Raw genomic sequence first — 24,660 nt, 5'->3', positions numbered from 1 at the left:
GTGGGCGGCAAACGTCCGGCATGCAGAGGAAAGAGTGTGGACAAGTACCTTTATGTGGCAATGACCGGCGCCAGCCAGAATGCACTGGCGCAGAAGGCTCATGCGAACAACCTGGCGAACATCTCCACCAATGGTTTTCAAAAGGACCTGGAGCAGGCCCGTTCGATGCCGGTGTTTGGTGACAGCTTTCCGGCGCGTGCCTACGCCATGACCGAGCGCCCGGCCACCGACTTCTCGCCAGGTTCGATGGTGGAAACCGGTCGTGACCTCGACGTCGCCGTGACCGGCAATGGCTGGATCGCCGTGCAGACGCCTGATGGCGGCGAAAGCTACGTGCGCACCGGCAGCCTGAACATTGACGCCCTGGGCGTGCTGCGCGCCGGCAACGGTATGCCGGTGATGGGCAATGGCGGGCCGATTGCCGTGCCGCCCGAGCAGCAAGTCGAAGTGGGCGAGGACGGCACCATCAGCATCCGAGCCATGGGCGAAGGCCCGCGGGTGATGGCCGAAGTCGACCGCATCAAGCTGGTCAACCCTGACCTGAAGAACATGACCAAAGGCCTGGATGGTTCGATCCACACCAAGGACGGTAAGCCGGCGCAAGCCGATGCGGGCGTCAAGCTGGTGTCCGGGTTCCTTGAGTCGAGCAACGTCAATGCCGTGGAAGAAATGACCTCGGTGCTGGCTTTGTCGAAGCAGTTCGAGCTGCACATCAAGATGATGAACACCGCCAAAGACGATGACCAGGCCATGGCTCGGGTCTTGCAGATCAGCTAATTATCAGAACGTCGCGCCGTAAAACAGGCGCACGAGGAGAATCGAATGCTTCCGGCTCTATGGGTTGCCAAAACAGGTCTGTCCGCCCAAGACACTAACCTGACGACCATTTCCAACAACCTGGCCAACGTGTCGACCACGGGTTTCAAACGTGACCGCGCCGAGTTCCAGGACTTGCTGTACCAGATCAAACGCCAGCCAGGCGCCCAGTCGACCCAGGACAGCGAACTGCCGTCGGGCCTGCAAGTGGGTACCGGTGTGCGCATCGTCGGCACCCAGAAAAACTTCACCGCCGGCAGCCTGCAGACCACCGAAAACCCGCTGGACCTGGCGGTCGACGGTCGCGGTTTCTTCCAGATCCTGCAACCGGATGGCACGACTTCCTACACCCGTGACGGCACCTTCCACCTCGACTCCAACGGTCAGGTCGTGAACGCCAGCGGCTTCGCCCTGGAGCCGGCGATTGTCATTCCGAACAACGCCCAGACCTTCACGGTCGGTCGCGACGGCACCGTGTCCATCACCATTGCCGGCAACGCTGCCTCGCAAGTGATCGGCAACCTGCAAACCGCCGACTTCATCAACCCGGCCGGCCTGCAAGCGGTGGGTAACAACCTGTTCCTGGAAACCGCTGCCAGCGGCGCGCCGCAAGTCGGTACGCCAGGCCTGAACGGCTTCGGTACCACGCTGCAGAACACCCTGGAAACGTCCAACGTCAGCACCGTTGAAGAGATGGTCAACATGATCACCACTCAGCGCGCCTACGAGATGAACTCCAAGGTGATCTCCACCGCCGACCAGATGCTCTCGTTCGTAACGCAGAATCTGTAATCAAGTCTATGTGGCGGCCTGAAGCCGCCTGCAACACCGTGAGGTAGGGTCATGAATCGCTTTGTATCTGTTCTGGCACTGAGTGGGGTCGTCGGGCTCGCGGGCTGCGTTTCCCCGCCGCCCAAGCCCAATGACCCTTACTACGCCCCGGTGTTGCCGCGCACGCCGCTGCCGGCTGCGGCCAACAATGGCTCGATCTACCAGGCCGGTTTCGAACAGAACCTGTACAGCGACCGCAAGGCATTCCGGGTCGGCGACATCATCACCATCACCCTGAACGAGCGGACCCAGGCCAGCAAAGGCGCCAACTCGCAGATCGACAAGACCAGCAAGACCGGTATCGGCCTGTCGTCGTTGTTTGGCGGCGGCTTGAGCACCAATAACCCGGTGGGCAGCGGTGACCTGAGCCTGGACGTCGGCTACAGCGGCGACCGTGCCACCAACGGCGCGAGCAAGTCCGGCCAGAGCAACAGCCTGACCGGTTCGATCACCGTGACCGTCGCCGACGTCTTGCCCAACGGCATCATCGCCGTGCGTGGCGAGAAGTGGATGACCCTCAACTCTGGCGATGAACTGGTACGGATTGCCGGCCTGGTGCGCGCCGATGACATTGCAACCGATAACACCGTGTCGTCGACCCGCGTCGCCGATGCACGTATCACCTATTCGGGCACCGGTGCGTTTGCCGATGCGAGTCAGCCAGGCTGGTTCGACCGTTTCTTCCTCAGCCCGCTGTTCCCTTTCTAGGTGGCTACGTTGAACTTCAAACACCTGATGGTGGCCGCTCTGATGCTGTCCGCAGCCTTCACCGCTCAAGCCGAGCGGTTGAAGGACATCGCCAGCATTTCCGGCGTGCGGACCAACCAATTGATCGGTTACGGGCTGGTGGTCGGGCTTAACGGTACCGGTGACCAGACGACCCAGACCCCGTTCACCCTGCAGACCTTCAACAACATGCTCTCGCAGTTCGGCATCAAGGTGCCGCCGGGTTCGGGCAACGTGCAGTTGAAGAACGTTGCGGCGGTGTCGATCAGTGCGGATCTGCCGGCGTTTGCCAAACCGGGTCAACAGGTTGACATCACGGTGGCGTCCATCGGTAACTCCAAGAGCCTGCGCGGTGGGACCTTGCTGTTGACGCCGCTCAAAGGTATCGACGGCAACGTCTACGCCATCGCCCAGGGCAACCTGGTGGTCGGCGGTTTCGATGCCGAAGGCCGCGACGGTTCCAAGATCACGGTCAACGTGCCGTCGGCCGGTCGTATTCCCGGCGGTGCCTCGGTCGAGCGTTCGGTGCCGAGCGGTTTCAACCAGGGCAACAGCCTGACCCTGAACCTCAACCGTTCGGACTTCACCACCGCCAAGCGTGTGGTCGACAAGATCAACGACCTGCTCGGCCCTGGCGTGGCCCAGGCCATCGATGGCGGTTCGATCCGCGTCACGGCGCCACTGGACCCGAGCCAGCGGGTCGACTACCTGTCGATCCTGGAAAACCTTGAAGTCGATCCGGGCCAGGCGGTGGCGAAAGTCATCATCAACTCGCGCACCGGCACCATCGTGATCGGCCAGAATGTGAAAGTGTCCCCGGCCGCCGTAACCCACGGCAGCCTGACCGTGACCATCACCGAAGACCCGATCGTCAGTCAGCCCGGTCCTCTGTCCAATGGGCAGACGGCCGTCGTGCCGCGCTCGCGGGTCAACGCCCAGCAAGAAGCCAAGCCAATGTTCAAGTTCGGCCCGGGCACCACCCTCGACGAGATCGTCCGTGCGGTGAACCAGGTCGGCGCGGCGCCGGGTGACTTGATGGCCATCCTCGAAGCATTGAAACAGGCCGGCGCGTTGCAAGCCGACCTGATCGTGATCTGAGGACAGCGACCATGGACATGCGCAAGAGCGGGGCAATCAACAACAGCGATTCGGGTTCCTATTCGGACCTCAATCGCTTGAACCAGCTCAAGGTCGGTGACAAGAACAGCGACGGCAACATGCGCAAAGTGGCGCAGGAATTCGAGTCGCTGTTCCTCGGTGAAATGCTCAAGTCCATGCGCTCGGCCACCGAAACGCTGGGCCAGGACAATCCGCTCAACACCCCGGCCGCCAAGCAATACCAGGAAATGTACGACCAGCAGTTGGCCGTTTCCATGTCCCGCGAAGGTGGCGGTATCGGCCTGGCGGACGTGCTGATGCGTCAGATGTCGAAGAACAAGCCACTGGCACCGGGCGAAGCGGCGACGCTGTCGGCCGAGAAGCAGGAAGCGGCGAAAAAAGCCGCCGTCGAAACGCCGATTGCTGCCGGCACCATCGCCACCCACGGGCCGCTGTCGCGGGTCAATGGCGAGCGTCCGTTATGGGCTTCGCGTTCGCTGAAAGGTTCGACGGCCACCAGCGATCACAGCAATGACGTGGCGCTGCTCAACCAGCGTCGCCTGGCCCTGCCGCCGAAACTGGCCGACCGTTTGCTCGCCGGCCTGGTGCCGTCGACATCGACCGCCGCCACGACCGCCGCGACGATCAACAAGACCCTGTTGCCTGAACGCGCCACCACGCCGACCGGCGCGGGTCCGCTGTACAACGGCGATTGGCTGCCAACCGCAACGGCAGCGGCGTCGAGCGGGCAGATGCAGATTTACGGTCGTGCCATGGCGCAGATTCCCCTGGCGCCGGCGAAGAAAGCTTTCAGTTCCGCCGACGAATTCGTCAACACCATGTTGCCGATGGCCAAGGAAGCTGCCGACCGCATCGGCGTCGATCCGCGTTACCTGGTGGCCCAGGCCGCCCTGGAAACCGGTTGGGGCAAATCGGTCATGCGCGCCCAGGATGGCAGCAGCAGTCACAACCTGTTCGGCATCAAGGCCGGCAGCAGTTGGACGGGCGATTCGGCTCGGGCAATCACCAGCGAGTTCAGGGATGGCGCGATGGTCAAGGAGACGGCGCAGTTCCGTTCCTATGCCTCTTACAAGGACAGCTTCCATGACCTTGTGACGTTGCTGCAATCCAATAATCGCTATCAAGATGTGGTGAAGTCGGCCGATAACCCAGAACAGTTTGTGCGCGAGTTGCAAAAGGCCGGTTATGCAACCGACCCGAACTACGCAAGCAAGATTTCGCAGATAGCCAAGCAGATGACGAGTTACCAAAACTACGCTGCGGCGGGCGCTTCCACCACGCCTTTATAGGCACAAGGCATAAGGTCTGAACCATGAGTTTGCTCAATATCGGGATGTCGGGACTGGCGGCTAGCCAATCCTCTTTGGCTGTGACGGGCAACAACATTGCCAACGTCGACACCGCCGGTTACTCGCGTCAGCAAACCGTGCAGGGCACCAAGGCCTCGCAGCAGTACGGGAATGTCTTCATCGGCACCGGCACGACCCTGGCCGACGTTCGCCGGGTGTACAACGCCTACCTCGATTCCCAGTTGCAGACCGCCACTTCGCTCAATAGCGAAGCCGCTTCGTTCCAGGGCCAGGCCACGCCGCTGGATGCGTCGCTGTCGGACGTCAACACCGGCCTGACCGGCGTGTTGCAGAAATTTTTCACCTCGATGCAAGGTGTCTCGACCTCGGCGACTGACGATACCTCTCGCCAGTCGGTGTTGACCGGCGCCCAGGCGTTGACCAATCGCTTCAACACCCTTGCCAAGCAGTTGAACGATCAGAACAGCACGATCAATGGCAGCCTGGGGGACATGGCGGCGCGGGTGAACACGCTGGCCACCTCGATTGCCAACCTGAACCAGAAGATCGGCGAACTCTCCTCCAGCGGCGGCCAGCCGAACGACTTGCTCGACACCCGTAACGAAGCGGTGCGCCAACTGTCCGAAATGGTCGGTGCGCAAGTCGTCGAGCGCGGTTCCAGCTACGACGTCTATCTCGGCAGCGGCCAGCCATTGGTGATGGGCAACACCACCAATACCCTGGAGACCGTCGCGAGCAAGGACGACCCGACGCGCCTGGGCCTGCAGATGAACCGCGGCTCCAGCACCATCGACATCACGTCGGTGATCAGCGGTGGCGAAATCGGTGGGCTGCTCACGTATCGCAAGGAAGTGCTCGACCCGTCACTCAACGAGTTGGGGCGTGTGGCCCTGGTGGTCGCTGACCAGATCAACAGTCAGCAGGCGCAAGGCATCGACAAGAACGGTGAATTCGGCGCGGCCATTTTCAACAACATCAACAGTGCCGCCCTGATCAGCCAGCGCAGCATTGCCCAGTCGAGCAACAGCGCCGGTTCCGGCAACCTGGATGTCACCATCAAGGACACCGGCAAGCTGACCACCAGTGACTATCAGGTGACGTTCACCAGCGCCACCGACTACAGCGTCAAGCGTTCCGATGGCACTGACATGGGCACCTTCAGCACCACGACCACACCGCCACCGGTGATCGACGGTTTCAGCCTGGCGCTCAAAGGCGGCGCCCTGAGCGCGGGCGACAGCTTCAAGGTCACCCCGACGCGCAATGCCGCAGCCAGCATCCAGACCGTATTGAGCGACCCGAAAAAGATCGCCGCGGCCGCGCCGTTGACCGGCGTAGCCAGCGCCAACAACGGCGGCACGTACACCCAGCCAACGCTCAGCAGCACGCTGGATATCTACAACCCGGCGTCCCAGTCGGAATTGCAGGCGGCGCTGAAAAACTCGACGCCGGTCAAACTGACCTTCGGTGCCGCAAGCGGCGGCAGCCAGACCTACACCCTGACCGACGCCCAAGGCCATTCGCTGGGTAGCGGCACCATTGTTCCGGGCCAGAGCAACACCCTGAACCTGAAAGTGGGCATGGTCGATGCCAGCGGCAACCCGATCACGGACGGTGGCACCCCGCCGATCCAGAAAACCTTCACCGTGCAGACCACCGTCGGCGGCACGCCGAAGACCGGCGAAAGCTTCAGCATGTCCCTGACCGGCGCGTCCTCCTCGGACAACCGTAACGCGCAGTCGCTGGTCGCGCTGCAAACCAAGCAAACCGTGGACACCGGTTCGGCGAGCAAGGGCATCAGCCTGACCGACGCCTACAACAAACTGGTGACCAACGTCGGTACCCAGGCGGCCCAGGGCAAGTCCGACAGCGCCGCGACCACGGCGATCCTGACCCAGGCCAAGAGCGCCCGTGATTCGCTTTCCGGGGTCAACCTGGATGAAGAAACCGGCAACCTGGTCAAATACCAGCAGTACTACACCGCCTCTTCGCAGATCATCAAGGCTGCGCAGGAAACTTTCAGCGTGCTGATCAATAGCCTTTAAGGAGTCGTAATTCATGCGCATTGCTACCGCCCAGTATTACGAGACAACCGCTGCCAACTATCAGCGCAACTTCAACAAGGCGATCGCGACCAGCGACGAAGCCAGCAGCCTGACGCGCATCAACACCGCCGCCGATGATCCGCTGGGGGCCGGGCGTTTGCTGGAATTGGGCCAGCAGAGCGCGATGCTGAGCCAGTACAGCGGCAATATCAGCACGACCAAGAGCGCGCTGAGCCTGCAGGAAACCACCCTGGACTCCATTGGTACCGCGTTGCAGCGCGCCAAGGAAATTGCCCTCAGTGCCAACAATGGCATTGCCACCGACGACGACCGTAAGGCCTATGCCGCGGAGTTGAACGAGATCAAGCAGCAAGTGCTGGGCCTGATGAACTCCAAGGATTCGGGCGGCAATTACCTGTTCGCCGGTTCGAAAACCGACACCGCGCCGTACTCGCAGAATTCCGACGGCACCTACACCTACAACGGTGACCAGAGCAGCATCAACCTGGGCATTGGCGATGGCTTGTCGGTGGCGACCAACACCACGGGCTGGGACGCGTTCCAGCAGTCCATCAATACCAGCCGCACCCAGACCACCATGACCGCACCGGCGGTAGATGATGGTCGCGTGATCCTGTCCAATGGCCAGGTCGGTACCAGCGCCACCTACGACGCCAAGTTTGCCAACGGCCAGCCGTACACCGTCAGCTTCCTCAGCAGCACCCAGCTGAAAATCACGGATGCGCTGGGTAACGATGTCACGACCGAGGCCAGCCAGAACGGTGTGATCAGCAACAGCAACGGCGCCAACCAGTCGGTTAGTTTCCGGGGTGTCGACCTGAACCTGAACATCAACCTCAAGGCGGGTGATGTGGCGGATACGGTTATTGCCGGTCACAGCTTCCAGCTGTCAGCCAAGCCGGACACGTTCAACGCCACACGCAGCGCCGGTAACCCGTCCACCGCCGTCATTACCGGCTCCACCGTGACGGACCCGACCGCCTACAACAGCACCTTCCCGACGGGCGGGGCGATTATCAAGTTCACCAGCGCCACCGCCTTCGATATGTACGCGGCGCCAGTGACTGCCGACAGCCGCCCCGTGTCGTCGGGCGCCGTGGTTGCCGGGCCTCCTGCCACGGCCACCGCCGCAGGCGTGACGTTTGCCCTGGGCGGCGGCGCACCGGCCGCCGGCGACCAGTTCGCCGTGCAGTCCAACAATCACCAGACCCAGAATGTGCTCGACACCCTGAGCAAAATGTCCGCCGCCATGAGCCTGCCGATCGACGGTAACACCGTCGCCAAGCAGCAATTCCAGGCGGCCATGGAATCGGGCATCGCGAATCTGGGCAGCGCCAGCGACCAGTTGGGCAGGGCCGTCACTTCGATCGGTGCCCGCGGTCAGTCGCTGGATGACCAATCCACGACCAATCAGAGTCTGACCCTGGCGAATACCGCCACCCAGGGATCGATTCGCGACTCCGATCCGGCCGAAGTGATGACGCGCCTGACCCTGCAACAGACCATGCTGCAAGCCGCGCAACTGGCGTTCAGCAAGATCACGTCGCTGGGCCTGTTCAACAAGATCTGACGGTAGCCGGGCGCGCTAGCGCCCGGTGACCTGACCGCCCCATCTCTACTGTCTTTTTCCGCGGTTCAAAGGGCTCGCTTTTCTGGGCGAGCTCGCGCCGCCTGCGAGTCCGCCGTGAATTCACTCCCTCTTGTCAGCCTTGTCATTCCTGCCTTCAATCCGCGCTTTTTCAGTCGGGCGTTGCACAGTGCCGTGACTCAGAGCTATGGCAATCTCGAAATCATTGTTTGCGACGACAGCCGTGGCACTGAAATCGAAGAGGCGGTCAATTCCGTATCGGAACGAACCGGTGTTGCCGTGCACTACGTGCGTAATCCGCGGACCCTGGGGATGGTCGGGAACCTGCAGGCTTGTCTGGCAGAAGCGCAGGGTGAGTTCATCAAGTTTCTGTGCGATGACGATCATCTGTTTGCCGCGTGCATCGAGCAGCAGGCGCATGAGTTGATGTCGCGTGAAGAGGTGAGCCTGGTACTGGCCCAGCGTTTGTTCTGGGACGCTGACGACATGATCTTGCCGGAGCGCCTGGAAAACACTTCGCTGTCTCCGGTGAGCGGTTTGTTCAAGGGCGATGACCTGCTGGGGATTTTCGAGCGCTTCCCGGTCAATATCCTCGGCGGCCTCAGCAATGCCCTGTTCCGACGCGCCGACGTGGTGGAGTTGTTGCCAGCCCTGACCCAGCCGGGTCATTGCTTCGTGGCGACCCTCGATTTTGCTCTGTATGTGTGCCTGCTGCGCCGCGGCAATCTGGTGATGTCCAACAATGTGCTCAGCGTCGAGCGTCTGTATCCGGAGCGCTTGAGCGCCCAGCAGTCGATCAAAGATGCGGTTGAAACCGAGCGCGAATGGGTCACGCAGATGCTCAAGGCGCGTAACGGCGAGTCCGCGCCGGCGCCTGGCTGGATTCGCTATATGCCCTTGGTCCGGGCAGACGAATCGCCGCGGGTCTGGGAAGAGTTGCCCTTGAGCCGGACCTTGGGCACCAAGCAGAGCAACCTGGCATGGCGCGTCGGCATTGACAGCGTCAGCTTTGCCGACCTTTACGCGCAATGGCTGGCGTGTCGTGCCCTGACCGAAGGGCAACGCAAACTGCTGCCGGACACTCTGGCGAGCTGGCCGCGTACGCCCAAGATTGTGCCGATCATCATCGATGAGCAGGGCAGCCGCTCGGCACTGGAACTGACCTTGCAGTCGCTGGCGGCGCAAGACTACGCGCCTGAATTGACCCTGGTGCTGTCCGCCTCATGCACCGAGGCTGAGCTGGATGAGCGGGTGTTCCGCTTGCCCCTGCAAGATGACAGCCTGGCGCAGATCAACGAACTGCTGCCGCAACTGGACGGTGCCGACTGGTTTTACTTGCTGCGTGCCGGTGATCGACTGGTGGCGCCAGCCTTGCTGGCCATGGCCGACCGGATTGCGCTCTCGCGTTCGCTGACGTGCCTGTACAGCGACGAAGGCAGCTTGCGTCAGGGAGAGTCGGCGGAACCTGCATTCAAACCTGACTTCAACCTGGACCTGATGCGCAGCTACCCGTATGTCGGGCGAGCCCTGGCTTTTGAGCGTGAGCGTTTCCTGGCGCTGGGCGGATTCGATCCTGAGTTCGCCGAACTGGCCCCTCACGATGTGCTCTGGCGCATGGTCGAGAATGACGGTCCGCAAGTGGTCGGGCATATTGCAGAGGTGTTGCTGGAGTCGGCGTTCGATCTGGCCAAGTGGCTGTCCCAACCTGAAGTGGTGGAAAACAATCCCCGGTTGCTGGAGGCGCATCTGCAACGCCTGGGCATCGCCCATGACATCCGCAGCGGCAGCTCCGACCTGCTCAACCGTGTCGATTATCACCATGAAAACCGGCCGCTGGTGTCGATCATCATCGTCACCAAGGATCAGCACCTCGCCTTGCAGCGCTGCGTAGAAACCTTGCTGGAAAAGACCGTCTACACCGAGTACGAACTGTTGTTGGTCGATAACGGCAGCGAGAGCGCCGAAGCGCTTGCCTGGCTGGCCGGCATGGCGCAGTTGTGCAGCGAGCGAATTCGTGTACTGACTTATCCGCAACAGGGGAATGCCGCGGCGGTGCGTAATTTCGCCGTAGGGCAGGCCAGGGGCGACTACGTCCTGATGCTCAATCCCTTCGCCGTGATCACTCAGGGCGACTGGCTGGACGAAATGCTCAATCACGCCCAGCGCCCGGAAGTCGGCGTGGTCGGTGCCAAACTGTTCAACCCGGATGGGTGTGTATTGCACGCGGGGCTGATCCTGGGCTTGCAAGGGCCGGCCGGCGTACCGTTTTACGGTGAATCCCTGCAGGCCGCGGGGTATATGTTCCGGTTGCAGGTCGCCCATGACTTGAGTGCGGTCGGCGGCGATTGCCTGATGGTCCGCAAGGCGGTGTTTGAAGCGGTGGGCGGACTGGATGAGCAAAACCTCGCCCTGACGCTCAACGAAGTGGACCTGTGCCTGCGAATCGGCCAGGACGGCTACCTGATCGTCTGGACACCCTTTGCCCGACTGGCGCTGGGCGCGCGCCCGGCCGCCGTGGCACAAGAGAGTGAACAGGTGTTGCGTGGCCAGGAACAGGACGTGTTCTACAAACGCTGGTTGCCGATCGTCGCCCGTGATCCGGCCTACAACGTCAATCTTTCGTTGCACGGTGTCGGCGGTTCGAGCTTCAGCCTTGAACCCGGCCTGCGCACCGGATGGAATCCGTTTTCCAAGGCGCAGCTGCCGAATGTGCTCGCCTTGCCGCTCAATGCCTCGGCCATCGGTCACTACCGTGTGACACAACCGATGATCGAGCTGGAAGAGGCGGGCAGGGCCGAGGGCCGCATTCACTACAACATGCCGACGATCATTGAAATCGAGCGTCAGTCACCGGACGTTATCATCCTGCAGGGGCGCTACTCCGAAGGCTCGATCAATGAAGTGGCGCCGCTGCAAATGTTCTCCAACGCCCGGCGGATCTACGAACTGGATGACTATGTCATCGACGTTCCCCATCGCAATGCGCATATCCGCAACATGCCGAACAGGGATGAAATGGAGCGTCTGGTACGGCGCGCCATCGCGATGTGCGATCGCGTCGTGGTGTCGACCGAACCGCTGGCGAACGCCTTGTCGGACATGCATCACGACATTCGCGTGGTGCCGAACATGTTGGCCAAACACCTGTGGAGCGATATGCGCAGCCAGCGCCGAACCTCGAAGAAACCTCGGGTCGGCTGGGGCGGCGGCACCAGTCACCACGGGGATCTGGCGGTGATTGCGGACGTGGTCCGCGAACTGGCCAATGAGGTCGACTGGGTGTTCTTCGGTATGTGCCCGGACGATTTGCTGCCGTACATGCATGAGTTCCATGGCGTGATCCCGCTGGATAACTACCCGGCGAAACTGGCCAGCCTGAACCTCGACCTGGCCCTGGCGCCGCTGGAGTTCCACATCTTCAACGACTGCAAGAGCAACCTGCGCCTGCTGGAGTACGGTGCCTGTGGTTTCCCGGTGATCTGTTCCGACACCGAAGCCTATCGCGGGTATCTGCCGTGCACACGGGTCAAGACCAACTCCACGGATGAGTGGCTGCAAGCGATCCGCATGCACCTGGCCGACCCGGACGCCAGCTACCGCATGGGCGACCAATTGCGTGAAATCGTCCTGCGCGACTACGTGTTGCGTGGCGACAATCTGCGTTACTGGGAGAACGGCTGGCTGGAAGACTGATCGTTCCAATCCGTTCCTGAAAAGAAGGCGACCCTGGGTCGCCTTTTTTTTGCCTGCGGGTTCAAGCTTTGGTTTTCAGCGGTCGATAGTTGCCCAAGGATTTGGTTTTTTCACACCAAGGCAAGGAAGAAAACATGGCAGTTATTAACGGTACAAACGGCACGGATACGCTGATAGGGACGCGTGAGGATGACGTCATCAATGGACTGCGCGGCGATGATGTACTGATCGGCGGTGCCGGCGCGGACATGCTCGACGGTGGCGCCGGGTTCGATACGGCGGATTACGCCTGGTCGTCGGCGGGCATCAACATCGACCTGCGCAGCGGCGTCAGCCTGCCCGGTATCGGCGGCGATGCCCAAGGCGATACGCTGAAGAATATCGAGAAGGTCATTGGCAGTGATTACGATGACACCTTCACCACCACGCTGGCCGGCCGGACCCTTGAAGGCGGACGGGGCAACGACACCTACATCGTGAATGCCGGCGGCACGAACATCATTGAAGAGAGCGGTTGGGCCGGCGGCTATGACGACCAGGTACTGACCAACCAGAGCCGCTACACCCTGGATGCCAACATCGAACGCCTGACCTACACCGGCACCGGCAAATTCACCGGGTTCGGCAATGCCAGCGATAACGTGATCACTGGCGGTGCGGGCAATGATGTGTTGCTCGGTGGCGGCGGTGCCGACCAGTTGATCGGTGGTGCAGGGTGGGACACCGCGAGCTACACCGACAGCGCCGAGGGCCTGACCCTTGATCTGAAGTACGGCGCTTACACCTCCGGTATCGCCACCGGCGACACCTTCAGCGATATCGAAGCGATCCGTGGCTCGAATCACGACGACGTGATCATGGCCGGTGGCGCTTTCAAGGCGCTGGACGGTGCCGGAGGTTTCGACACGGTGGATTACTCGATGTCGGAACAGGGCATCACCCTCGATATCCGTAACGGCACGGGCAAGCCTGGCATTGGCGGCGACGCCGAAGGCGTTACGCTGAAAAACATCGAGCACGTCATCGGCACCATATGGGGTGACACCTACGTGATCAACACCCCCGGCGTCACGATTTCCGAGCAGGGTTTCGGGTCGGGCATCGACGAAATTCGCACCGGCCTGGCTACCTACACCATGGACGCCAACATCGAGTCACTGACCTATACCGGTAAGGGCTCGTTCACCGGTCATGGCAATGCCGGCGACAACACCCTCACCGGCGGCGCGGGTAACGACGTGCTGTCGGGCGGCGAAGGCGCCGACCACTTGATCGGCGGCGCTGGTCTGGACACCGCGAGCTATGCCGACAGTACCGAAGGTTTAACGGTCGACCTGATAGCCGGGCAACTGAGCACCGGCGCTGCGGCGGGGGATACCTACACTGGTATCGAGCGGGTGCTTGGCTCGAACTATGACGACCATTTCCGGGCGATTGACCTGCAGATCGGCATCGATGGCGGGGCCGGTTTCGATACCGTGGATTATTCCTGGTCCAGCGATGCGCTGAACATCAACCTTCGCGAGCCAGGTACCGGCGCTGACGCCTTGACCCATGTGGAAAAAGTCATCGGTTCGTTCGGGGCCGACACGTTCACCACGTCCATCGGCGGCGTCACCTTCGAGGGGGGTGACGGTGACGACACTTACATCATCAACACCAGCAGCCTGGTGACAATCCTTGATAATGGCCGCAGCAATGTCACGGGCGACACACTGGTACTGAACAACGTCGCCAGCGCCACCGACCTGAATCTCCTGCGAGTAGGCGATGATCTATTTCTCTACAGTCGCCTGGATAGCCAGGCCGAAGTGCCTGACCATGGTGTGAAACTGCAGGACTGGTATGCAGGCTCCAACACCATCGAGAACTTCCAGGCGGCCAATGGCGACGTCCTGCCGGTTAACGCGGATGCGTTCAGCATGTTTGGCTAAACATCCTCGGCCATCAGCCTTCAGTGCCTTGTGCATCTGAAGGCTGTTCAGGCGATACCGAGAGGGGAATCCGGTCATGACTGATCGGGTTCCCTTTTTTCGTTTCAGCCAGGCTCTGAGGTATCTTCTCGCGTTTTTCTGGCTCACAGAGCTGGCGCGTTTCCTGCAAGTCCCCCTCCATATCGCCATAAAACGAGCACTTGCGCCGTAGCGGGCAGTGCGTACAGCGGCGTTGAGCGTTTTATCCAGAAGGCCGGCAAAAGCTTGATACAGCTTGGCCGGGCCCTGTGACGAACAAGAGGGGAAGAGGATGAAGGCAGTTATTTTGGCGGGTGGTCTGGGCACGCGAATCAGCGAAGAGTCGCACCTCAAGCCCAAGCCGATGATCGAGATCGGCGGCAAGCCAATTCTCTGGCACATCATGAAGCAGTACTCCGCGCACGGAATCCACGATTTCGTGATCTGCCTTGGCTACAAGGGCTACGCGATCAAGGACTTCTTCGCCAACTATTTCCTGCACACCTCCGACGTCACCTTCGACATGCGCAACAACCGCATGGATGTTCATCAGAACTACAGCGAGCCATGGCGCGTCACGCTGATCGATACCGGTGAAGAAACCATGACCGGCGGGCGTTTGCGTCGTGCATCGCGCTACCTGGAGGATGAACAGGCGTTCTGTTTCACCTACGGCGACGGCGTCTCGGACCTGAATATCGGCGCTCTGGTGGATTTCCACCTGGCCCACGGCAAACTGGCCACCGTCACGGCGGTCCAGCCACCCGGACGCTACGGGGCCCTGGAGCGCAACGGCGACACGGTATTGGGCTTCACCGAGAAGCCTCGCGGCGACGGTGGCTGGATCAATGGCGGCTTCTTTGTGCTTTCGCCCAAGGTTTTGCCCTACATCACGGGCGATCACACCTCATGGGAAGCCGAACCGCTGACGGCGCTGGCGAGTGAAGAACAATTGCAGGCCTTCCAGCACGACGGCTTCTGGCACCCGATGGACACTCTGCGTGACAAAAATCACCTTGAGGCGTTGTGGCAGAGCGGGGAGGCCCCATGGAAGCAATGGGATTGAGCCCGGAGTTCTGGCGTGGCAAGCGGGTTCTGGTCACCGGCCACACCGGTTTCAAGGGCAGTTGGCTGACCCTGTGGCTGCAAAGCCTCGGTGCCGAGGTCAGCGGGTTTTCCCTTGATCCGTCCACCGAGCCGAGCCTGTTTGAGCTGGCGCGGGTACACGAAGGCATCAACGATCAACGGGGCGACCTGCGTGACCTGGGCGCCTTGCTTGAGGTGATCGCCGACACCGAGCCAGAGATCGTCTTGCACCTGGCCGCCCAGCCATTGGTGCGCGAAGGTTATCGTGACCCGCTGGGCACGTACTCCAGCAATGTCATGGGCACCCTCAACCTGCTCGAAGCGATTCGCCAGGTCGGCAGTGTTCGTGCCTGTGTGCTGGTGACCACCGACAAGGTCTACGCCAACAAGGAATGGCTGTGGCCGTACCGCGAAGACGAAGCCCTCGGCGGTCATGATCCTTACAGCAGCAGCAAGGCCTGCTGCGAATTGCTGGCGCAGTCCTACGCCGCTTCGTTCTTTGCGGCTGATCGTTATGACGAACATGGGCTGGCCCTGGCGACCGCGCGTGCCGGCAATGTGCTGGGCGGCGGTGACTTCGCACCGGAGCGGCTGATCCCGGATGTGCTCAAGGCCTGGTCGGCAAACGAGCCCGTTACCTTGCGCTACCCGCAAGCGGTACGGCCGTGGCAGCACGCGCTGGAGCCGTTGGCCGGTTACCTGCTGCTGGCTGAGCGCTTATATAACCAGGGGCCGGTGTTCGCTGGCGCCTGGAACTTCGGTCCCGGTGAAGCCGATATGTGCACAGTCGGGGAAGTGGTCGCGCGCCTGGCCAGTCGTTGGCCACAGGCACCGGGCGTGCGCCTAGAAACCAGCGACATGCATGAGGCCGGCCTGTTGCGCCTGGACAGCAGCCGTGCGCAGCAATTGCTGGGCTGGCGCGCCAGTTGGTCACTGCGCCAGTGCCTTGAACAGACGCTGGACTGGCACCTGGCCTGGAAAAATGGCGAGGACATGCGCGCGGTCACCCTGAATCAATTGAATCTCTACAAGGATCGGTCATGAGCGAGCTCACACTCCAGGCGCTGAAGCTGGAAGGGTTGTTTCTGATCAAGCAGAAAGTGTTCTGTGATGATCGCGGCCGGTTTGCCCGTTTGTTTTGCCAGACCAGTTTGACGTCCCAGGGCCGGCCGTTCGCGATTCGCCAGATCAACCATTCGCGTACCGCCGAGCAAGGCAGCGTTCGCGGTATGCACTATCAAAAAGCCGGGTTTGCAGAGTCCAAATTGATTACCTGTGTGCGCGGTGCGGTCTGGGATGTGGTGGTTGATCTGCGTCCGCAGTCGCCTACCTATTTGCACTGGCACGCTGAAGAACTGCGCGCCGACGACGGGCGCAGCCTGTTGATCCCGGCGGGCTTCGCGCATGGTTTTCAATCCTTGACCGAAGACTCGGAAGTGCTCTATCTCACGGATGCGGACTACGCACCGGCCCATGAAGCCGGCCTGTCGGTCAACGATCCCGCGCTGGCTATTCCCTGGCCGCTGCCCGTCAAGAACTTGTCGGCCAAGGATGCCAGTCATCCGCTGCTGGACGAGACGTTCCGCGGTGTCGAGCTGTGACGGCCCGCGCGATGAACGTGTTGGTCACGGGGGCCACTGGCTTCGTCGGCCGGCATCTGGTCAGCGCGTTGCTCGCCAAGGGTTTCAAGGTGCGCGCGGTTTCACGCAACCTCGAAGCCGCCCGTGTGTTGCCATGGTTTAACGATGTGGAATTCGTCGCGGCGGATATCCAGGACCCGGACCTGGATGTGGCGGCGTTGGCCGAGGGGATCGACGTCATCGCCCACCTGGCCTGGACCGGCTTGCCGAACTATCAGGCGCTGTTCCATTTCGAGCGCAACTTGCCGCTGGATTACACCTTTCTCAAGCGTGTGATCGAGGCGGGCGTCAGCCAGGTGCTGGTCACCGGCACCTGCTTCGAGTACGGGCTGCAAAGTGGTCCGCTGAGTGAGGCGGTGGCCGCGCAACCCAACACCCCCTATGGCTTGGCCAAACACACCTTGCGGCTGTTTCTCGAAGCCTTGCAGCGTGAGCGTCCATTCACCTTGCAATGGGCTCGACTGTTTTATCTGCACGGCGAGGGGCAGAACCCCAACAGTCTGTTGGCCAGCCTCGACCGGGCCATCGACGCCGGTGATCCGCAGTTCAACATGTCGGCGGGCGACCAGTTACGTGACTACCTGGAAATCAGCCAGGCCGCCGGCTTGCTGGCGGCGCTCATCGGCCGTCGCGATGTCGCGGGCGTCATCAATTGCTGCAGCGGGCAACCGGTGTCCGTCAGGGCACTGGTTGAACAGCATGTGCGTCAGCGTCAAGCGTCCATCGCCCTGAATCTGGGGCACTACGGTTACTCCGCCCATGAACCCATGGCGTTCTGGGGCGTGGCCCAGCGGATTTCGCAACTGGCAGGAGAAGAACATGCAGCGTGAGCTATATCGAGTGAGCGGGCTGCCGGTTTTGCAGAACCGTACGTTTGCCAGCGCCGAACAGGCCCAGGCGTCGGGCAGCGCCGATATCGTGCTGGTGCAGGACAGCCAGAGCGGGCTGATCTTCAACCAGGCGTTCGACGCCAGCAAACTCAGCTACGACGCCGACTACCAAAACGAACAGGCCCACTCGGTGCAGTTCCAGCAGCACTTGAATGATGTCGAGGCCATCCTCGCTCATCATTTCAAAGGCCAAAGCCTGATTGAAGTCGGTTGCGGCAAAGGCTATTTCCTCGAGATGTTGCGCGGGCTGGGTTATGCCATCACGGGTATTGACCCTTCCTACGAAGGTGATAACGCCGAAGTCATCAAGGCGCCTTTCACTCAAGAGTTGGGGCTGAATGCCGACGCGATTGTCTTGCGTCACGTTCTGGAACACATCAGCGACCCGGTGAGTTTCCTGGCCGACATCGCCAGTGCCAACCAGGGCGGGCAGATTTACATCGAGGTGCCGTGCTTCGACTGGATCGTCGAGCACAACGCCTGGTTCGACGTGTTCTACGAGCATGTGAACTACTTCCGTCTCGCAGACTTGCGCGGGCTGTTCGGTACGGTGCACGAGGCCGGGCACCTGTTTGGCGGTCAGTACCTGTACATCGTCGCCGACCTCTCGACCTTGCGCCGCACCCCGGTCGAGTCGCCGCGTCTGCTCACGCTCGCGGACAACTTCACCGCCAGCATCGGTCGCGCGGTGCAGATCATTCAGGCCAGCGGCAGTCAGGCCGCAGGCATCTGGGGCGCCTCGTCCAAAGGGGTGATCTATTCGCTCTTCCTGCAGCGCGCCGGTGTGACCGTCGAGCATGTGGTCGACATCAATCCCTCCAAGCAGGGGCGTTACCTGCCGCTGAGCGGGGTGCGTGTGTCCTCTCCGCAAGAGGCCCTGGACGGTCTGCCCGAGGGCGCCAACCTGTTTGTGATGAACTCCAACTACCTCGAAGAAATCAAGCGGATGACCGGTGGACGCTACGTCTATCACGCCGTAGACAGCGCTTCGTTCCAGTGACTATTGAGACTTATAAAATGACTGACAACACCATCCATAAAGCCTTCGAAGCCGAATGCCAGGCCGAAATCGCCCGTCAGGCCGATGACCAGAAAGTCACCCAATTGGCCCGGGATTTCTTCAACGAATCGGCCAGGCACAAGTACAGCTACCACTTCTCGTGGATGGGCCGTCCGATCATCCAGTTGCCGCAAGACATGATGGCGATGCAAGAGATCATCTGGAACGTCAAGCCAGACCTGGTGATCGAGTGCGGCATCGCCCACGGCGGTTCGATCATCTACTACGCATCCCTGCTGGAGCTGCAAGGCCACGGCGAAGTCCTGGGCATTGACCTGGACATCCGTCCGCACAACCGCGAAGCCATCGAAAGCCACCCGATGAGCAAGCGCATCAAGATGATCGAGGGTTCGAGCATCGACCCGGCGATCGCCGCCCAGGTTCGCGCCGCGGCCGAAGGCAAGAAAGTCATCCTGGTGCTCGATTCCAACCACACCCACGATCACGTGCTGGAAGAGCTGCGTCTCTACGCACCCCTGGTTTCCGTCGACAGCTACTGCGTGGTGATGGACACCGTGGTGGAAGACATGCCGGCCGACTTCTTCCCGGACCGTCCATGGGGCCCGGGCGACAACCCGAAAACCGCCGTGTGGAAATACCTGGAAGAGAACCAGGACTTCGAGATCGATCAGCAGATGCACAACAAACTGCTGATTACCGTGGCACCGGACGGCTACCTGCGTCGGGTTCGTTAAGTCGCGACATCAACAAAGCGTTATTTGGGCGATATGCCGGTTGTGGGGAGAGGTTATGCAAGGCGAGTACAGTTCTGAACACACGTTGCCACTCAATGAGCTGTTGACGGTGGTGCTGATTACCCACAACCGGCCGGCGTTTTTGCGCCGTGCGTTGAAGTATTACAGCACCTTGCCTTGCAAAGTCCTGGTGCTGGACTCCACTCCGGAGCGGCCCGACGGCGATTTTTCCGCGGTCGATTATCATCACGTGCCGCAATTCGCCTATTGGGGAATGCAGGCCAAGCTGGCCTATGGTGTCGAACGGTTGACCACGCCGTACATGGTGCTGGCGGCGGACGATGACTTCATCCTGCACGATGCGCTGTTCGACTCGGTCGGTTTCCTCGAAGCGAACCCCGACTACGGCATGTGCCACGGCTATTGCCTGATGTACCTGACCCTTGCCGGTGGCGTGAGTTACTACCGTCGTGACAAAAAGGTCTGCGAGGACTATTCGTCCGAGCGCGCCCAGGACCGGGTGCTGGATTACATGAAGCAGTACCTGCCACCGTTCTACGCCGTGACCCGCACCGACATTATGAAAGCCTGGCATTCGGCATTGCCGCCGGGCACCAGTTTCGAATGGCAGGAAATCGGCCACGTGTACTTCCTGTTGGCGAGCGCCAAGGCGCGGATTCTGCCGATAGCCTACGTGGTGCGCGAGATCAACTATGGCGTCTCCGACCACAACACCGAGGTGTACCACTCGCTGACCTACACCGATGCCAAATCGGTGGCCGAGCGTGAAGCATTTGCCGAATTCCTCGCTGCCTTGCCCACCGGCATCAAGGACCTTGATCCGCAGCAGGGCAAAGCGTTCGCCCTGGAAAGCTTCGAGGCCATGGTCGACAGCCTGCAAACCGGCCGGGCGCTGACGGCGGAGCTGATTATCCAGTCCACCTGGAGCCAGGCCGCAAAGGCGCCGGTCCGTCGTTTCGGCCCGTTGCAGTACGTGGAAATGCCGTTCTACAACCAGGCGTTTTTCGACCGCCTGACCCAGTTTGAATTCATGCTGCACGCCATGCCGGCCGGGCGCGTTCAGCTCCAAGGCCTGGAAGGTGTCTGGGCGCGTCAGGAACATCTGCTGCGGGCTCGCAACAACGACACCGCGGAAAGTGTGGTCGATCGCCTGTGGCAGGCCCACGACGCCAATGCCTTCAACCGTACCGTGGTCAAGCGCCTGGCGGCGCAACTGGAACTGCTGGGCGAGGACGAAGAGGCACTGGCGATGCGTGACTGGATTGCGCGCCTTGAGGCGGTATCGGTCGACGACCATCACCCGACGTTCGACAAGATGACGTCGGGCCGTCTGCTCAACTGGTTGGCGCCTCGCCAGCCTGAGGCACAACAGGCCCAGGCGATTGCCCAGCATCTGGCGGCCCATGATGGCGGTCCGCAGTTCGGGATCTTTTTGCTCGACCTGGACAACGACATCGACAAGGTGCAGGTCACGCTCGACAGTCTGGTCGAAGGTCACGGCAAGGCGTTCAAAATCGTCGTGCTCACCACCGGTGAACCACCGGCGGCAACCACGGCGCAAAACACGCTGCACTTCGTCCGGGTCACACAAAGCAACTTTGTCGACAAACTCAACCTGAGCGTCCGTCAATCGACCGGTGACTGGCTGTTGCTGGCCGAGGCCGGTGATGAGTTCACCGCCGGTGGTCTGTTGCGCGCCAGCCTGGAATTGATGTCGGCCACCGACATTCGCGCCGTCGCCACCGATGAAATCCAGCGTACCGCCGAAGGTGCTCTGGTGGATGTGTTCCGCCCGGGCTTCAACCTTGACCTGCTGCAAAGCGTGCCAGCCTTGATGGCGCGGCACTGGCTGATCCGCCGGGAAGTACTGCTCGAGGTGGGCGGTTATCAGCCCGATTTCAGCAAGGCCCTGGAGTTCGACCTGTTGCTGCGCATCATCGAGCAGGGCGGCCTGAGCGGCTTGGCCCACCTGGATGAACCGTTGCTGATCGCCCAGGCGCCGGTGCCGGAAGAAAACCCCGATGAGCGCCTGGCGTTGTCGCGCCACCTGGGCAACCGCGGCTACAAGGCCAAGATCGTTTCGCCGGTGCCTGGCACCTACCAGATCGATTACCGTCACACCGAGCGTCCGCTGGTCTCGATCATCGTACCGGCCGGCGACGATGTGCCCGCGCTGCTGCGCTGCCTGGAAAGCGTGGTGCTCAAGACGCGCTACACCCGCTACGAACTGTTGGTCGCGGTAAACCCGGGTCAATCGTCAGTCGTCAACGATTTGCTGGGTTCGTTGAACAACTCGAAGATCCGCGCACTGTTCGCCGATCAGTCGCTGAGCGAGATCGCCTTGTACAACGCGACCAGCCAGCAGGCGAAGGGCGAATACCTGGTACTGCTGGGGGTCGACAGTGAAGTGGTCAATCCGAACTGGATCGAATCGCTGCTCAACCATGCCCAGCGTCCGGAAGTGGGCATCGTCGGTGCCAAACTGGTAGATCGCGCTGGCAAGGTCACGCAAGCCGGCCTGATTCTGGGTATGAACGGCGGTGTCGGTTCGGCTTTTGTCGGTGAAAAACAAGACGCTGCCGGCTACCTGCATCGGTTGGCGGTGGAGCAGAACTACTCGGCGGTGTCGAAGGCGTGCCTGATGGTGCGCAAAGAACTGTTCGACGCCCTGGGCGGCCTGGATGAAACCACGTTTGCCGAAGGCTTGAGCGACGTCGACCTGTGCCTCAAGGCCGGCCAGGCCGGTTACCTCACCGTGTGGACGCCGCTGGTCCAGGTCGTTCATCCCGGTGCAGTGCCACAGGGCGCGCAGGTGCTCGACGCCTTGCGTGAAAAGTGGTCCGCCGTCTTCGCTCAGGACCCGGCCTACAACGCCAACCTGGCGCTGACCGGCAAGGGCTTTGTACTGGCTGAAAGCACCCCGGTGGACTGGGCGCAGTTGCTCGCATAAACCTGGCTCACAGGTACAAGGACTCAAGGCATGTTCAACGGTAAATCGATTTTCATCTCGGGCGGCACCGGTTCGTTCGGGCGCAATTTCATCCGCCGCTTGCTGGAGCAATACCAGCCCAAGCGCGTGGTGGTGTTCTCCCGCGACGAGCTCAAGCAATACGAGATGCAGCAGACGTTCAACGCCCCTTGCATGCGTTACTTCCTCGGTGATGTGCGCGATGCCGAGCGGTTGCGCCAGGCCATGCGCGGCATCGATTACGTGGTGCATGCCGCGGCCCTCAAGCAAGTGCCGGCCGCCGAGTACAACCCGACCGAATGCATCCGCACCAACGTCAACGGCGCGGAAAACATCATTGCCGCGGCCATCGATAACGGCGTCAAGCAAGTGGTCGCGCTGTCCACCGACAAGGCGGCCAGCCCGATCAACCTGTACGGGGCGACCAAGCTGCTGTCGGACAAACTGTTCGTCGCCGCCAACAACATTGCCGGCGAACAGCAGACCCGCTTTGCCGTGGTGCGCTACGGCAACGTCGCCGGTTCGCGCGGCTCGGTGGTGCCGTTCTTCAGCAAGCTGATCAACGAAGGCGCCACCGAACTGCCGATCACCGACGAGCGCATGACACGCTTCTGGATCACCCTCGATCACGGCGTGCAGTTCGTGCTCGACAGCTTTGCCCGGATGCACGGCGGTGAAGTGTTCGTGCCGAAGATCCCGTCGATTCGCATCGTCGATCTGGCGCTGGGCATGGCCGAACACTTACCGCACAAACACGTCGGCATTCGTCCGGGTGAAAAACTCCATGAGCTGATGGTGCCGCTGGACGATGCGCGCATGACCCTGGAATTCGCCGATCACTACACCATCCAGCCGTCGATCCGCTTCACCAGCGTCGACGTGGATTTTGCCGTGGACAAACTCGGCGAGCGGGGCAAACCGGTGAGTGAAGATTTCGAGTACCGCTCCGACACCAATCCGCACTACCTCTCGGTTGGCCAGATCGCCGAGCTGCACGCGGAGCTGCCGGCATGATTCCCTATGGTCGGCAGAGCCTGGATCAGAGCGACATCGACGCGGTGGTCGCCGTGTTGCAGTCCGACTGGCTGACCCAGGGGCCGACCATCGAGCGTTTCGAGCAGGCCATGGCGCAACGTTGCCAAGCCGATTTCGCGGTGGCGGTGTGTAACGCCACGGCGGCGTTGCACATCGCTTGCCTGGCGGCAGGGCTTGGGCCGGGCGAGCGGTTGTGGACCACGCCCAATACCTTTTTGGCCTCGGCCAATTGCGGTCGTTATTGTGGTGCCGAGGTGGACTTCGTCGACATCGACCCGTTGACCTGGAACCTCGATGCCTATGCCCTGAAAGCCAAGCTGGAAGCTGCGGAGGATAACGGCACACTGCCCAAAGTGCTGGTGGCGGTGGCGTTCTCGGGGCAGAGCTGCGACATGCGCATGATCGCCGAACTGGCCGAGCGTTACGGCTTTACGGTCATTGAAGACGCCTCCCACGCGGTTGGCGCGTCCTATGCCGGGCGACCGGTGGGCTGCGGTGATTTCGCGGCGATGACCGTGTTCAGCTTCCATCCGGTGAAAATCATCACCAGCGCCGAAGGTGGCATGGTGCTGACCAATCGCCAGGACCTCGCCGAGCGCCTGCAACGCTTGCGCAGCCACGGCATGACCCGTGATCCGGCGCAGATGACCGAACCCAGCCACGGTCCCTGGTACTACCAGCAGATTGAACTGGGTTTCAACTACCGCATCACCGATCTGCAAGCGGCCCTCGGCCTGTCACAGTTGAACAAACTGGACGACTTCATCGAGCGTCGGCGTGAACTGGCGGCGCGCTACGACCGCTTGCTGGCGTACCTGCCGCTGACCTTGCCCAGCCCTCAGCCTGAAGCTGAATCGGCGTGGCATCTGTATGTGGTGCGCTTGCAGCTGGATCGCATCACCCTCAGTCATCGACAAGTATTTGAAGGGTTGCGCGTGGCCGGGGTCGGTGTGAACCTGCATTACATCCCGGTGCATTTACAGCCGTACTACCGCGATCTGGGGTTTGCCGAAGGCGACTACCCGCAGGCCGAGCGTTACTACGCCGAAGCCATCAGCCTGCCGCTGTTTCCGTTGCTCAGCGATGAACAGCAGGACTACGTGGTCGAGCAACTGCGACGGCTGACCGAATAAATACCTTGGCCTGGTTGGAGCTGCACCAGGC

At 61.3% G+C, this 24,660-nt stretch carries 18 protein-coding genes; all 18 read left to right on the top strand.

Going from position 1 to position 24,660, the window contains the following annotated elements; genetic code table 11:
• The first annotated feature begins 36 nt into the window (after positions 1–36).
• The 18 genes from HKK52_RS12420 (at position 37) to pseC (ending at position 24,629) form a co-directional block, all read left to right on the top strand.
• A complete protein-coding gene (locus tag HKK52_RS12420; RefSeq protein WP_169371057.1) occupies positions 37–777 on the top strand; it encodes a flagellar basal body rod protein FlgF in 741 nt (246 codons plus the stop codon).
• Between the two features lie 45 nt (positions 778–822).
• Positions 823–1,608: a flagellar basal-body rod protein FlgG gene (gene flgG, locus HKK52_RS12415; RefSeq protein ID WP_169371056.1), complete on the top strand. Its 786-nt coding sequence runs from the start codon at positions 823–825 to the stop codon at positions 1,606–1,608.
• 51 nt (positions 1,609–1,659) lie between these two features.
• Positions 1,660–2,355, top strand: a complete 696-nt coding sequence (gene flgH / locus HKK52_RS12410) for a flagellar basal body L-ring protein FlgH (protein ID WP_169371055.1) — start codon at positions 1,660–1,662, stop codon at positions 2,353–2,355.
• Positions 2,356–2,382: 27 nt separating this feature from the next.
• Positions 2,383–3,471 (top strand): flagellar basal body P-ring protein FlgI, encoded by a 1,089-nt coding sequence (locus HKK52_RS12405; protein ID WP_169374234.1) that lies wholly within the window; start codon positions 2,383–2,385, stop codon positions 3,469–3,471.
• 11 nt (positions 3,472–3,482) lie between these two features.
• Complete coding sequence (gene flgJ, locus HKK52_RS12400; protein ID WP_169371054.1) at positions 3,483–4,781, top strand: flagellar assembly peptidoglycan hydrolase FlgJ; 1,299 nt, start codon at positions 3,483–3,485, stop codon at positions 4,779–4,781.
• Positions 4,782–4,804: 23 nt separating this feature from the next.
• A complete protein-coding gene (gene flgK / locus HKK52_RS12395; RefSeq protein WP_169371053.1) occupies positions 4,805–6,847 on the top strand; it encodes a flagellar hook-associated protein FlgK in 2,043 nt (680 codons plus the stop codon).
• Positions 6,848–6,860: 13 nt separating this feature from the next.
• Positions 6,861–8,438 carry a flagellar hook-associated protein 3 gene (locus tag HKK52_RS12390; protein ID WP_169371052.1) on the top strand — a complete coding sequence of 526 codons (1,578 nt, stop codon included), beginning with the start codon at positions 6,861–6,863 and terminating at the stop codon, positions 8,436–8,438.
• Positions 8,439–8,552: 114 nt separating this feature from the next.
• Positions 8,553–12,149, top strand: a complete 3,597-nt coding sequence (locus tag HKK52_RS12385) for a glycosyltransferase (RefSeq protein ID WP_169371051.1) — start codon at positions 8,553–8,555, stop codon at positions 12,147–12,149.
• Between the two features lie 134 nt (positions 12,150–12,283).
• Positions 12,284–14,083, top strand: coding sequence for a calcium-binding protein (locus tag HKK52_RS12380; protein WP_169371050.1), 1,800 nt, complete (start codon positions 12,284–12,286; stop codon positions 14,081–14,083).
• Positions 14,084–14,393: 310 nt separating this feature from the next.
• The gene (gene rfbF / locus HKK52_RS12375; RefSeq protein ID WP_169371049.1) at positions 14,394–15,167 is read left to right on the top strand and encodes a glucose-1-phosphate cytidylyltransferase; all 774 of its coding nucleotides are present in this window, start codon (positions 14,394–14,396) and stop codon (positions 15,165–15,167) included.
• Positions 15,149–16,231 (top strand): CDP-glucose 4,6-dehydratase, encoded by a 1,083-nt coding sequence (rfbG, locus tag HKK52_RS12370; RefSeq protein WP_169371048.1) that lies wholly within the window; start codon positions 15,149–15,151, stop codon positions 16,229–16,231. The genes rfbF and rfbG overlap by 19 nt, the downstream gene beginning before the upstream one ends.
• Entirely contained in the window at positions 16,228–16,788 is a 561-nt protein-coding gene (rfbC, locus tag HKK52_RS12365; protein ID WP_169371047.1) for a dTDP-4-dehydrorhamnose 3,5-epimerase, read from the top strand. The genes rfbG and rfbC overlap by 4 nt, the downstream gene beginning before the upstream one ends.
• Before the next feature lie 11 nt (positions 16,789–16,799).
• The gene (locus HKK52_RS12360; protein ID WP_169371046.1) at positions 16,800–17,657 is read left to right on the top strand and encodes an NAD-dependent epimerase/dehydratase family protein; all 858 of its coding nucleotides are present in this window, start codon (positions 16,800–16,802) and stop codon (positions 17,655–17,657) included.
• Complete coding sequence (locus HKK52_RS12355; protein ID WP_169371045.1) at positions 17,647–18,717, top strand: class I SAM-dependent methyltransferase; 1,071 nt, start codon at positions 17,647–17,649, stop codon at positions 18,715–18,717. Before HKK52_RS12360 ends, HKK52_RS12355 begins: the two co-directional genes overlap by 11 nt.
• 17 nt (positions 18,718–18,734) lie before the next feature.
• Complete coding sequence (locus HKK52_RS12350; RefSeq protein ID WP_169371044.1) at positions 18,735–19,472, top strand: cephalosporin hydroxylase family protein; 738 nt, start codon at positions 18,735–18,737, stop codon at positions 19,470–19,472.
• 55 nt (positions 19,473–19,527) lie between these two features.
• Positions 19,528–22,443 carry a glycosyltransferase family 2 protein gene (locus HKK52_RS12345; protein ID WP_169371043.1) on the top strand — a complete coding sequence of 972 codons (2,916 nt, stop codon included), beginning with the start codon at positions 19,528–19,530 and terminating at the stop codon, positions 22,441–22,443.
• A gap of 30 nt (positions 22,444–22,473) precedes the next feature.
• On the top strand, positions 22,474–23,475 hold the full coding sequence (gene pseB, locus HKK52_RS12340; RefSeq protein WP_169371042.1) for a UDP-N-acetylglucosamine 4,6-dehydratase (inverting): 1,002 nt from the start codon (positions 22,474–22,476) through the stop codon (positions 23,473–23,475).
• Positions 23,472–24,629 carry a UDP-4-amino-4,6-dideoxy-N-acetyl-beta-L-altrosamine transaminase gene (gene pseC / locus HKK52_RS12335; RefSeq protein WP_169371041.1) on the top strand — a complete coding sequence of 386 codons (1,158 nt, stop codon included), beginning with the start codon at positions 23,472–23,474 and terminating at the stop codon, positions 24,627–24,629. Before pseB ends, pseC begins: the two co-directional genes overlap by 4 nt.
• Positions 24,630–24,660 lie beyond the last annotated feature (31 nt).

The sequence above is a fragment of the Pseudomonas sp. ADAK2 genome, from assembly GCF_012935755.1.
Lineage (GTDB): Bacteria > Pseudomonadota > Gammaproteobacteria > Pseudomonadales > Pseudomonadaceae > Aquipseudomonas.
Note: the sequence above shows the minus strand (reverse complement) of the source record. Positions and strands in the feature narration are given on the sequence as shown.

Excerpts from the sequence above, each read along its gene's own strand:
- flgG (WP_169371056.1), top strand. The coding sequence starts at position 823 with ATGCTTCCGGCTCTATGGGTTGCCAAAACAGGTCTGTCCGCCCAAGAC.
- flgH (WP_169371055.1), top strand. The coding sequence starts at position 1,660 with ATGAATCGCTTTGTATCTGTTCTGGCACTGAGTGGGGTCGTCGGGCTC.
- HKK52_RS12405 (WP_169374234.1), top strand. The coding sequence starts at position 2,383 with ATGGTGGCCGCTCTGATGCTGTCCGCAGCCTTCACCGCTCAAGCCGAG.
- flgJ (WP_169371054.1), top strand. The coding sequence starts at position 3,483 with ATGGACATGCGCAAGAGCGGGGCAATCAACAACAGCGATTCGGGTTCC.
- flgK (WP_169371053.1), top strand. The coding sequence starts at position 4,805 with ATGAGTTTGCTCAATATCGGGATGTCGGGACTGGCGGCTAGCCAATCC.
- HKK52_RS12390 (WP_169371052.1), top strand. The coding sequence starts at position 6,861 with ATGCGCATTGCTACCGCCCAGTATTACGAGACAACCGCTGCCAACTAT.
- HKK52_RS12380 (WP_169371050.1), top strand. The coding sequence starts at position 12,284 with ATGGCAGTTATTAACGGTACAAACGGCACGGATACGCTGATAGGGACG.
- rfbF (WP_169371049.1), top strand. The coding sequence starts at position 14,394 with ATGAAGGCAGTTATTTTGGCGGGTGGTCTGGGCACGCGAATCAGCGAA.
- rfbG (WP_169371048.1), top strand. The coding sequence starts at position 15,149 with ATGGAAGCAATGGGATTGAGCCCGGAGTTCTGGCGTGGCAAGCGGGTT.
- rfbC (WP_169371047.1), top strand. The coding sequence starts at position 16,228 with ATGAGCGAGCTCACACTCCAGGCGCTGAAGCTGGAAGGGTTGTTTCTG.
- HKK52_RS12360 (WP_169371046.1), top strand. The coding sequence starts at position 16,800 with ATGAACGTGTTGGTCACGGGGGCCACTGGCTTCGTCGGCCGGCATCTG.
- HKK52_RS12355 (WP_169371045.1), top strand. The coding sequence starts at position 17,647 with ATGCAGCGTGAGCTATATCGAGTGAGCGGGCTGCCGGTTTTGCAGAAC.
- HKK52_RS12350 (WP_169371044.1), top strand. The coding sequence starts at position 18,735 with ATGACTGACAACACCATCCATAAAGCCTTCGAAGCCGAATGCCAGGCC.
- HKK52_RS12345 (WP_169371043.1), top strand. The coding sequence starts at position 19,528 with ATGCAAGGCGAGTACAGTTCTGAACACACGTTGCCACTCAATGAGCTG.
- pseB (WP_169371042.1), top strand. The coding sequence starts at position 22,474 with ATGTTCAACGGTAAATCGATTTTCATCTCGGGCGGCACCGGTTCGTTC.
- pseC (WP_169371041.1), top strand. The coding sequence starts at position 23,472 with ATGATTCCCTATGGTCGGCAGAGCCTGGATCAGAGCGACATCGACGCG.